Genomic DNA, 11343 nt, shown 5'->3' on the forward strand with positions numbered 1-11343 from the left:
TCGGTTGTATCCGATGGTCTTGCCACAAAATCGTGGCGGGTTTTTGCCAATCGATGTCCCGATCCCGTTCGCGGAAAACCAAACGGTTTTCCATAGACGAAAAGGTGAACGCACATGTCGTTCACCTTAGGGTAGCTACCCCTGAGATCGTTCTGCCGCTTGACGGTTAAAACGCCCGTGTGTCAGTCATTCTCACCCATATGGGTCCGAATATGCGCCATGACTGCATTAAACACCGCATCAGCATTCAGACGATCCGTATCAATGTGGATTGCGTCCGATGCCATCTTGAGCGGCGCAACATCCCGCGCACTGTCTCGAGCATCCCGTTCTTCAAGCTCTTTGAGAACGCGCTCGTATATAGCAGCGGGATTTTTTTCCTGCAACTGTTTGAACCGACGGTTTGCACGTTCTTCAACACTGGCCGTCAGATAGAACTTGATCGGAGCATCCGGACACACAACCGTCCCGATGTCGCGACCATCAAGAACGGCACCCCGTTTACCACCGGGCGGGCTGCTGGCAAGATTGCGTTGAAAATCGAGCAACACCGCACGAACCCTTGGAATCGCGGCAACTTTTGACGCTGCATTTCCGACTTCTTCGCTGCGAAGTTCTTGGCCGTCAAGCTCGTTGGCGCCGAGTTTTTCGGCCACTCCGACCGCCACATCCTCGTCCGAGGGATCAAGCCCAAGCGCCAAAACCTTTGCCCCCGTCGCCCGGTACAAAAGCCCGGTATCAAGATAGGCATAGTCCATTGCCCCGGCGACTCGACGTGCCAAAGTGCCTTTTCCCGATGCTGCCGGTCCGTCAATCGCGATGATCATGCGCGGGCGCCCCTATCTGTTTTGATGTCACTTATATTTGTGTGCCAAGAAAGGCTTTACGAGCCCCGGAATGCGAATAACAGAAACCGATCACGAAACAGATCATGAACCCGCCGGGGCGAGGTTTGCCCCCAATTCGCGCATCAATGCCTCGAAACTCGGGAAGCTGGTCGCAATCGGGTTGGCATCATCAACCGCAACCGGATCATTTGCCCCAAGTCCGAGGACAAGGAAGGACATGGCGATACGATGATCAAGATGGGTTTCAACCATACCACCTCCGGGTACCTCGCCACCCGTGACAATCAGGTCGTCACCTTCGATGCGGTGAATGACCTTGTTTGCTGCGAGACCCGCGGCCACAGCGGCAAGACGATCCGATTCCTTGACCCGCAATTCTTCAAGTCCGCACATCCGGGTTTCACCCTGAGCATAAGCGGCAGCAACGGCCAGCACCGGATATTCATCAATCATCGACGGGGCACGTTCCGCTGGCACGACAATACCGGTCAGGCGATTTTTACCGCTAACGACAAGATCACCGATGGTTTCACCGGCTTCCTCACGTTCGTTAGCGATCGTAATGTCACCCCCCATTTCGATAAGGGTCGTAATCAGGCCGGTCCGCAACGGATTCAGACAAACGTCGCGAATGGTCACTTTTGATTCCGGATTGATCAAAGCCGCTACCAGCGGGAATGCTGCCGAGCTCGGATCTGTAGGAACCACAATATCGGCTGCTTTCATTTCGACCGGGCCGGTCAGACTGACCGTGCGCCCACCGTCATCATTGATGCTGACATCAACATCGACACCAAAATGGCGCAACATGCGTTCGGTGTGATCACGTGATGGTTTCGGCTCGATCACGGTGGTCGTTCCGGCAGTATTCAGGCCAGCCAGCAACACAGCCGACTTGACCTGTGCGGATGCCATAGGAAGCGTATAGGTCACCGGTTTTGCCTCATCGGTTCCGATGACGGCCATAGGCGGACGACCGCGTTCGCGCGTGATGAATTGCGCGCCGAATTCCGCCAGCGGATCGGCAACCCGGCCCATCGGACGCTTGCAAAGCGATGCATCGCCGGTAAAGAAGGTGGTGATCGGATGGGTCGCAACAATACCGGCCATCAGACGAATACCGGTTCCGGCATTACCCATATCAATGACGCTATCGGGCTCCCGCAAGGCGCCAACGCCGACACCGGTCACATGCCAGGTCCCGTCTTCGTCACGGGTCACCGTCGCACCAAGTTTGCGCATGGCTTCTGCAGTCGCCAGAACATCTTCACCTTCGAGAAGGCCGGTAATTTTCGTCTCGCCAATGGCAAGGCCGCCAAACATCAGGGAACGATGGGAAATTGATTTGTCACCGGGAACCCGGATATCGCCGTTAAGCGCACGGGACTTCAGTGATTGAAGCGGACGTTTGGTCTGCGAAGAGCTCATCGGGCCTGCCTGTCTATTCTTGTTGTGACCATCAAATCATCGGTTTTCCGGTCATTGAACCGCACTTCGATGCTGCCGCAATTCTGGGCGCAAATCGTACGTTCGATTACCGGGGGCAAACTCGTATCATATGCGCTTTTGACGCACCAGTATCGAAGCCAAATTTTGCTTGAAGTTTATAGCGGTGCGTGGCGCAGAATCCCGCCTTTTGGAGGCTTGTGATAAAATCGGACAATTTCCTTTTGACAAGCCCGTCCCAAGATGGCAATTGGGCCAACTAGAAGAAGGTGAATTCGGCCTTCAACCCATTCTTTGATGATAACGGTATTTAAGAGGGTTTGCCGTAATGTCAGCACGCGGTAAGAAACGTCACTGCCAAGCCTGCGGTACCAAATACTATGATTTGAATCGTACGCCGGTCGTGTGCCCCAAATGCGCAACCCCCGACGGGGTGACCAAAATCAAGAAAGCCGCGGTTGCAAAGCCGAAGCCGGAAGAAGACGAAGACCTGGATGATGACGTCGATCTTGACGATGATGTCGACACCGATATCGATGACGATATCCTTGAAGATGCGTCTGATCTTGGTGAAGATGACGATGATCTTGGCGAAGTCCTTGAACATGTCGAAAGCGACGAAGACGACCGCTAGGATTTTTTGAAAATAGGTCTTGCCAAGATTTGGCGAACCTTCTAAATATCCCCCGCGCCGCGACGGAAACACTGGATTTCGTTGCGACGCGGACTAAAATGGGGCCGTAGCTCAGTTGGGAGAGCGCTACAATGGCATTGTAGAGGTCGTCAGTTCGATCCTGATCGGCTCCACCATCAAAACCCGTCGCCTAAAGCGACGGGTTTTGTCGTTCAGTATTCTTTTCCCAAATTAAAAGGCCGACCAAAGGACGACCTTTATAAGCGTCTGGATGTAAAATCCTGCTTAGTGGACGGTGCGATCGATTGAACGGTCCGGGTCGGGAAGATGTCCAAAGCCATCAAGTAATTCGGCGATACCATCCCCTGCACGTACCACCATGATACGACCTGAAACAGGGTTTCCCTTTTCCTGCCGCAGAATTCCCGTGGCATCGGCAACAACTTCGAACTGGCAATCTTTCAACCAATCATGAATTGCATGTTCATGATGGCGGAACCTTTGCCCCGGGCCAAGATCGAACGGGAATGTGTCGCCATGTTCAAGCGTGAAGACCATCAATCCCCCGGGTACAAGCCGCTCATGGGCGGCCCGCAATGCCGGGACAAGATCGCCCAGATAGTTCAGGACATCGGCCGCAACAACCAGGCCATAGTCGCGATCAAGGCCATCAGGCAAATCCGTGATGTCCGCAGCAATCAAATTACGATAAAGCCCCTTGGCGCGTGCGCGGTTGATCATGCGCGGTGACAGATCGACACCGTCAATCACATCAACATGCCCGGCAAATACATCCGCAACCAGACCGGTGCCACACCCAAGATCAAGCACGCGCAGCGGACGCAGCAATTCCGGCAAATAGGGCCTAATGGCTTCAAACAGGAGTTCCGGACCACGATAGGCCAATCGGTCGCGTAGCGAGATTTCAAAACGCGGCGCGTAGTCGTCAAACAGCGCCCTTACATAGTCGGGTGGCAGACGATCGCGCATGGCAACCGCGCCCAACAATGTCAGTCGAACTTCCGCGCCCATACGGTCAACCGGATCGAGGGCAAGGCACTGACGAAATGCCTCAATCGCATTTTCATGCTGTCCCATGCGCTCGAAAATATCGCCCAGCACAAAATACGCTTCTTCCCAATCGGGATCAGCCGAAATTGCAGCCCGGGCCACATCGATTGCAGCCTCGGTATCATTTTGCCCGACAAGCGCCAACGCGACATCAAGCCGCCGACTGGCCAACAAACGATCTTTGCTCATTTATCTTGGAAAATCCGAATAAATTTATCGACGGATAAAATCAGGACCGGCACACTCAGATCATCGCGATATCTGCTAAATTGTTTGGATTTGCAAGATGGATTTTCAAAATCACCCCAAATACCGGGTGAAAATAGTTAGAAAGTTAACCCCGATTTCGACTTAAACTGTTAGTCAATCTCCGAGAATGACTGAACCTCATAACTTGACCAAAGATAATCGAAAAAATTTTATCCGAGGTCAATTTATGCATAATAAAAAGCCCTAACATTATAAAGGTAGGATAAGTCTGCTCTTTAAATTTCCATTCCCACCACAACCGAATAATTGAAGTGAATTTATATAAGTTTTTATGTCGATGTTGTATTTCTCGCCAAAGAGATCCATGCAGTTTGGAACTCAAGCCCAATAACATACCATTTGAACGAACTCGATAATGAAATAGAGCTTCATCTATCTGCTTTGCCTTAAACCCAGCTTCACCTAACTTAATATTGAACTCCCAATCTTCGTAACCTTTCTTCATACTCTCATCGTATCCACCAACAAATTTCCACGCTGATTTCTTAATCAACATGCAATATGGCATTTGATTTAGAAATAACTGTTGGAAGAAATTATAGGACTTCACAAGAGTGCCCGATGCCTCTCCTTCAAGACGGATTAGAGAAAAGCAAAAAGAAATGTTCTCATTGTTCTTTAGCTCCCAAAGAGCTTTTTTTATAAAGTCTTTGTCTAGATAGTCATCGCTATCAAGAGGCAAAACATATTCGCATTCTGACAATTCGATTCCTGCGTTTCTAGCAGCTGACAATCCCTTGTTTTCCTGATTTAAGACCTTAACATCACTTGGCAAGCCACGAAGGTAATCTAATGTTTCCAATCGGTCAGACCCATCGTTAACAATAGTTACGGTGAAGTTTTTGAAAGTTTGATTCCTTAAAGACTCCAAGGTTTGATCAAGAAAGTCGTGAGTATTGAAACATGGAATTATAACATTAACCTCAGACATCAGATACTTGCCATTCCAATGATGAAAATGCGTATAAATTAAAAAAACTTTTTTTAATGCCTAATAACATTAAACTTCAACTAGATAAAAATGAATTAATCATTATGAACCCTAATGTAGGCGGCAAGTTATAAAACAATATGCATCGAAAATTAATCTCCAGACTCTGACTTAGAGCAGGAAATATTCAAGAGATCGGAACTCATCTAAAAGGCACATTATGCATAACATTTTAAGCTAAAGTGTCGAATTAAAACACTATTTTTACGCAATTTGCCGATTACGTTGGCTTTTCCAAAAAACCGCCGCAATCAACGCTCTGGCCCTCTTCAGAGCAAGCTACCCTAAGGTACAGCTAAAACCCAAATTGCATTGGGTTGAGTGTACCCCGTACGGTTATATTATCCTCCTTCTCTGCAACGCCGGGAATGAGAAAACCGTCTAGCTTTCAAATTTTCCCATTACAAGCCATATTTGACTATTTTTTTCGTTAATTCGACGCTTAGATTTGGCCACGCATCTGAATCTAAGCTTATGATAAATTCATTTCATATACAAAATATATTATAATATAAAAATGTATCAGATGGAGTGTTTCATGGAAAACTTTACGCCTTATTCTGCGCTGCTGGGTGGTGCGCTGATCGGGCTGGCGTCGGGCCTTTATTTTTTGCTCAATGGCCGAATTGCAGGCGTTAGCGGCATCCTTGGAGGCATGCTCGCAAGCAAAACGCCGACATCTGATCGGATTGAAAAACTTGCCTTCATTGCCAGCATGATCATTGCGCCAACTGTCATACTGGCCATTTCATTTCTCAACGCCCAAAGCATCGTAACCGCATCCTGGCCCGTTATCATTATTGCCGGATTTATTGTCGGGTTTGGCACACGACTTGGCAGCGGTTGCACCAGCGGGCATGGAATCTGTGGCTTGTCGCGCCTTTCCGCAAGATCAATGGTTGCGACGCTATGCTTCATGGGCGCAGGCGTCACCAGCACCTATATCATTCGCCATGTCATCGGGAGCTAAAACAATGCGTATCCTTGCTTCTGTTCTCTGTGGCGCGCTATTTGGGGCCGGCTTGCTGATTTCGGGGATGACGGATCCGCAAAAGGTCCTTGGATTCCTGGATATTTCTGCAATACAAACTGACCACTGGGACCCCAGCCTTGCCTTTGTCATGGTGGGCGGCCTTGTTGTTGCGTTTCCCTTTTTCCGATTTGCCCGATCACGTAAAAGTGCGGTTTGCGGCGGAAAGATAGAGCTTCCGACACGTCGCGACATTGATCACAACCTTGTCATTGGCGGGCTCCTGTTCGGCATCGGATGGGGAATGGTCGGTTATTGCCCGGGGCCCGCCATTAGCGCGCTTGCATTCGGACACACAGAAACAATCGTTTTTGTCATCGCAATGATCACTGGAATGGTCGCTCACAAACTGATGATGACCACACTGGACAAAACCGCATTCACACGGAAATAACAAAGAACTTTGACAGGTCTGGCAGGCACCTTTTGCAGACCTGCCATACGGTCCAGTTTTCCATGTCGTGAAAAATCAATCTGTTAGCATTCAAATTTCGCACGAACCAGCTTGGAAAGCCTGAAATCTCGCTGCAACATGCTTGTCTTTGCAACAACACTGGCATATGTGCAAAACAGCATCACCCCATGATTTCAAAGGCCCCGCATGAAAATCGGCATTCTTGAAACCGGTCTTGTTCCGGAAGAACTTCGCGATGAATTCAAAAGCTATCCGAACATGTTTGAAACGATGCTCGGCCCGCTTGATCCAGAACTGACATTCCAGACATGGACTGTTCTTCTGGATGAATTCCCCGAAAATCTGAATGCTGCCGATGCGTGGATCGTGACCGGATCAAAGCACGGTGTTTATGAAAACGAACCCTGGATGATTCGCCTGCAGAGCTTGCTACGCGATATTGTCACGGCACAGGTTCCGGTTTTCGGTGTGTGTTTTGGTCATCAAATTCTGGCGGCGGCTCTTGGCGGCAAGGTCGTTAAATCCGACAATGGCTGGGGCATTGGCGTTCATGAATACACTACCGGCAAGCAGGCACCGGCATGGCTGGGCAATGCACCGGAAAAATTCAAACTTAATGCCTTCCATCAGGACCAGGTTGTCGAACTTCCCGAAGGAGCCACTGTCTGGGCCAGTTCTGAATTCTGCCCTTATGCAGCCCTTCAGTATGGTGAAACCGCTGCATCCATTCAGCCGCACCCAGAATTCCAACGCCCTTACGAGGAAGCCTTACTGAAGGCGCGATATGCATTGCTGCCCGAAGACGTACATTCAAACGCAACGGCGTCGCTTGACGAAACCACGGATAGCGCCCTGTTCGCAAAATGGATGCTGACATTCCTGCGTGGCAAACGGGCCGTAAAGGCCGCCTGAACCAGCGTTCGGACTTGATCGTTTTTTAAACGGGCCGTCACCGAGAGGGGCGGTCCGTTTTGCATTTCACCGGATCGCACAGCATTTTTCCAAACCTGAAAGCTTTGAACTTTTCCAAAACACCATTTATTTATGATTGCGTCGGATACTGAGTTTCTCGCGCATCAACCGCCCATAATACGGAACGCCATGATCCAGAATTTGCGGCTCTATTCCGGCCTGACGCTTTTTGCGTATGTCTTCATGCATCTGATCAATCAGGCTGCTGGCATCATATCGCCCGAAGCGATGGAAGCCGCCGACTTACTGACAACCGGAATCTGGCAGTTTCCCCCTTTGGAAATCCTGCTTCTGGCCGCGGCAATTACCCATTTCCTGCTGGCCACGGCCCGCCTGACCAGCCGCCGGTCCCTACGCCTGCGCAAATCGGAATGGGCACAAATGATTTTGGGCCTTTGCATTCCGTTCCTGTTATTCCGCCATATTATTGCGACCCGGATCATCGAGCTGGGATTTGATGTCGATCCAGCATTTGAACGGGTACTGCTTGATCTTGCGGTTTTCCTTCCCAGTCAGGGCATTCTGCATGCCATCGCCGTGATTGTTGTCTGGACACACGGCTGTATCGGCATCCATTTCTGGCTGCGGTTAAAACCGTTCTATCCGAGATGGCGCGGTGCGCTGGGTGCAACCGCTGTTCTTGTCCCCACACTGGCGCTTGCCGGTTTTGGTGCGGCATCGGCTGAAATCATTCGCCGCACCGAAGAAGGCGGCCGCAAGTATGTTTTTGGGGTTCTTGATGCTGCCAACGTCAATGATGCGGCTATCAAATTCTATGAAAATGCGATTCTCCCGGGCACCATAATCGCCATCGCACTGGCCTTTGCGCCATTTGTTGTGCGGCAAATTCGCCAGACCATTGACCGGATCAAACGCGGGCCGATGTTATCGATGCCCAATGGCAAAATGATCCGCGTGGCCCCCGGAGCGACCGCACTTGAAGCCCTTCGCGATGCTGGTGTGCAGATGGCATCTGTTTGCGGCGGGCATGGGCGCTGCACGACCTGCCGCATTCATTGCGGATCGGGCATTGATCAACTCGCCGCACCCGGCAAGATCGAAGCTGCGGCACTCGCGAGTATCCACGCCCCGCGTGGCATGCGACTGGCATGTCAAATCCGTCCGTTAAACGATCTCGCCGTTGCCCCACTTTTGCCGGCCAACGCCACGGCACAGGATGGAAGACGCCCCGGCGGCCTGTCCGGCAGCGAACGCCAAGTGGTCTCGATTTTTACTGATCTGCGGGATTCGACACGTCTGGGTGAAAAGAAAATGCCCTACGATGTTCTGTTCATATTGAACCAGTTTTTCGCCGAAATGACCGAAGCCCTGCGTGAAAGTGGCGGGCTTTATGCCCAGTTTACCGGTGATGGACTGATGGCACTTTACGGTCTTGATACAGATGATACCGAAACCATGATCCGCGACGCCCTTCATGGTGCGGCGGGGATGCTGCGCCGGATCGAAAACCTGAATGAACACCTGAAATCAGAGCTACCCCATACACTCCGTATCGGTATCGGAATCCATATGGGCGAAGCAATTGTCGGCGAGATGGGGCCTCCGGGCCGCGAAAATATCAGCGCCATCGGTGATACGATCAATACGGCCGCAAGGTTGGAAAGCCAGACCAAAAAGCATGGTGTACCACTGGTGATATCAAAGGCAATTTTTGACCACGGGCCGATTGCGCTCCCTGAAAATGCAGTAATGCATGAAGTGGCGTTACGCGGAAAGGATCAGACCGTGGCCTATTATGCGCTGGAAAATATGCCGGAACTGCCGGAACGCGTTGTATGATCTTCCCTGATCAGTCATGATCTGCGTATTACACAGGTCTGATATCGCATATTCCCAAGGTTTCCGCGGCTACAGTATCAATCCGGGTCTTGACTATGCGATAGAAAACCACATTTATTCGATTAGATAGATATGTCTGATGCCGAACGGGTCGGGTCAGATGTTCAGACGCCCGAAACGCCAAAAGCGTGGGGTCTGGTCGATATCACACTCGCTCTGCTGAGGAGGTGCTGCCAATGTCACGAATTTCTATGTTTAACAGCCCGCTGCTATTGGGGTTTGACCAGATCGAACGTGTTCTTGATCAGGTTTCCAAAACCAAGGCAGAAGGCTATCCCCCTTATAACATCGAGCAAATCGGCGAAAATCATCTGCGCATTACAGTCGCAGTCGCAGGATTTGCCGAAGATGACCTTTCGGTCACCACCGAAGACAACCAGCTGATCATTCGTGGCAAGCATCAGGAAGACGAAAGCAACCGGATTTATATCCATCGCGGGATCGCATCCCGGCAGTTCCAGCGTTCATTCGTACTGGCCGAGGGTATTGAAGTTGTTGGCGCCCATCTTGATAACGGACTTTTGCATGTAGATTTGAACCGGCCTGTTCCCGAACCGGTGGTACGTGAAATTGCGATCAACTCTGCCAAGAAGAAAGCCGTCTCGTCACGCACCATAGATATGACCGTCGATGCTGAAAATGGCGCAGACGCGGTCGAAGATAAAAGCCGCAAGGCGTAACAAGGAGAGTGGTTTTATGAGCAATCGCATCTCAGACCATGACACCAAAGAAGCCCACGGTGCAGAACAGGATTTGAATCTGCTGTCGTCTGGTGATTTTGCCATGCTTGGCATTCACGATTTTGCCTATGTGCGGGCGATGGAAAATCCTGAAGACGAAAGCAACGAAACGGTCTTTGGGGTATTTACCGCCGATGGCACCCATATCGCATCGTTCGAAAGCCAGGCCGTGGCCCATGCGGCAATCCGCCAGCATGACATGGACCCGCGTTCGGTTCACTAACGCGATCCAATCAGGATATCCCGGAAATCAAAAGGCAGCCGATAGGGCTGCCTTTTTGCTGGGTTTCATCAAGCACAACCTAACGGATTTCGATCACTTCGCCGGGTACGGCAACCCGCACCTGTGGATTGTCACGCAGAAGTTCGACGATCTCGCGCCTTGCATCACGTTTGATGTGATAAAGCCAGAAACGCGATCCGGGCATATCAGATGCCAATTGCAGAACAGTTTCCAAATCGCAATGTGCAGCATGTCGTGGGTCATGCTTGGGCAAATATGTTTCCTGAAACACCAGATCCGCAGCGGTAAAAAGTGCAGTGGTATCAGCAGTCACGTTGCCATCGCCGGAATAGGCAAATCCCTTGTTCTCGAAACGCAGCAAAATTGCATGGTTTTGAACGCTGTGATCGGACCGGGCAAATTTGGTTTCGAACGGGCCAATTTGCGTGGTTTCCGGCACCGCATGCCAGACAATTTCAAACGGCCATGCACTGCCAAGCCCGGCAAAGCCAAGCTCCATGATCTTCTCCAGATGATTGCGTACCGCCGGTGTCGCGATGATATGAATCGGTTTTGATCGGCCGTCATCGCGCCAGTTCAGCATAACCGGCACCAGCCCGAAAACGTGATCAGGGTGCATGTGGGTAAAATAAATCGCATCAATGGCATCCGGATCGGGAAACTTGCGCATCAACAATCCGGGCACCGTTGCCCCACAGTCAATCATCAACCGATAGCCACTTGCACTCACCACAACGGATGAATTTTCAAAGGCAGGATCGAATGCCTCGCCAACACCCAGAACATCTATGCGCATATATTCACTCGACATTCCCCGTCACC

12 protein-coding genes and 1 tRNA gene are annotated in these 11343 nt (G+C 50.8%); 8 read left to right on the forward strand and 5 right to left on the reverse strand.

What is annotated here, in order from left to right:
• Positions 1-182 precede the first annotated feature (182 nt).
• Complete coding sequence (gene cmk, locus AUP42_RS05640) at positions 183-827, reverse strand: (d)CMP kinase (RefSeq protein WP_062949761.1); 645 nt, start codon at positions 825-827, stop codon at positions 183-185.
• Between the two features lie 102 nt (positions 828-929).
• Positions 930-2276 (reverse strand): 3-phosphoshikimate 1-carboxyvinyltransferase, encoded by a 1347-nt coding sequence (gene aroA / locus AUP42_RS05645; protein WP_062949763.1) that lies wholly within the window; start codon positions 2274-2276, stop codon positions 930-932.
• A 346-nt stretch (positions 2277-2622) separates the two neighbouring features.
• Between aroA and AUP42_RS05650 the strand changes: the two genes are divergently transcribed.
• Both AUP42_RS05650 and AUP42_RS05655 read left to right on the forward strand, forming a co-directional pair.
• Positions 2623-2928 (forward strand): FYDLN acid domain-containing protein, encoded by a 306-nt coding sequence (locus tag AUP42_RS05650; protein ID WP_007088347.1) that lies wholly within the window; start codon positions 2623-2625, stop codon positions 2926-2928.
• A 100-nt stretch (positions 2929-3028) separates the two neighbouring features.
• A tRNA-Ala gene (locus AUP42_RS05655) sits at positions 3029-3104 on the forward strand.
• A 109-nt stretch (positions 3105-3213) separates the two neighbouring features.
• Here the strand turns inward: AUP42_RS05655 and AUP42_RS05660 are convergent.
• A complete protein-coding gene (locus AUP42_RS05660; RefSeq protein ID WP_062949765.1) occupies positions 3214-4188 on the reverse strand; it encodes a methyltransferase domain-containing protein in 975 nt (324 codons plus the stop codon).
• Positions 4189-4333: 145 nt separating this feature from the next.
• Positions 4334-5200 carry a glycosyltransferase family 2 protein gene (locus tag AUP42_RS05665; RefSeq protein ID WP_062949767.1) on the reverse strand — a complete coding sequence of 289 codons (867 nt, stop codon included), beginning with the start codon at positions 5198-5200 and terminating at the stop codon, positions 4334-4336.
• A gap of 598 nt (positions 5201-5798) precedes the next feature.
• Between AUP42_RS05665 and AUP42_RS05670 the strand changes: the two genes are divergently transcribed.
• The 6 genes from AUP42_RS05670 to AUP42_RS05695 all read left to right on the forward strand — a co-directional run bounded on the left by AUP42_RS05670 (position 5799) and on the right by AUP42_RS05695 (position 10500).
• Entirely contained in the window at positions 5799-6230 is a 432-nt protein-coding gene (locus AUP42_RS05670; protein ID WP_062949769.1) for a YeeE/YedE family protein, read from the forward strand.
• A 4-nt stretch (positions 6231-6234) separates the two neighbouring features.
• A complete protein-coding gene (locus tag AUP42_RS05675; protein WP_062949771.1) occupies positions 6235-6684 on the forward strand; it encodes a DUF6691 family protein in 450 nt (149 codons plus the stop codon).
• Positions 6685-6891: 207 nt separating this feature from the next.
• A complete protein-coding gene (locus AUP42_RS05680; RefSeq protein ID WP_062949773.1) occupies positions 6892-7617 on the forward strand; it encodes a glutamine amidotransferase-related protein in 726 nt (241 codons plus the stop codon).
• A gap of 189 nt (positions 7618-7806) precedes the next feature.
• A complete protein-coding gene (locus AUP42_RS05685; RefSeq protein ID WP_062949775.1) occupies positions 7807-9477 on the forward strand; it encodes an adenylate/guanylate cyclase domain-containing protein in 1671 nt (556 codons plus the stop codon).
• Between the two features lie 236 nt (positions 9478-9713).
• The gene (locus AUP42_RS05690) at positions 9714-10217 is read left to right on the forward strand and encodes an Hsp20 family protein (protein ID WP_062949777.1); all 504 of its coding nucleotides are present in this window, start codon (positions 9714-9716) and stop codon (positions 10215-10217) included.
• 16 nt (positions 10218-10233) lie between these two features.
• A complete protein-coding gene (locus AUP42_RS05695) occupies positions 10234-10500 on the forward strand; it encodes a DUF1150 family protein (protein WP_062949779.1) in 267 nt (88 codons plus the stop codon).
• Between the two features lie 79 nt (positions 10501-10579).
• Here AUP42_RS05695 and AUP42_RS05700 read toward each other — a convergent pair whose 3' ends face one another.
• Complete coding sequence (locus AUP42_RS05700) at positions 10580-11332, reverse strand: MBL fold metallo-hydrolase (RefSeq protein ID WP_231858170.1); 753 nt, start codon at positions 11330-11332, stop codon at positions 10580-10582.
• Positions 11333-11343: the final 11 nt, after the last annotated feature.

It is taken from the genome of Thalassospira lucentensis, from assembly GCF_001613805.1.
Lineage (GTDB): Bacteria > Pseudomonadota > Alphaproteobacteria > Rhodospirillales > Thalassospiraceae > Thalassospira > Thalassospira lucentensis_A.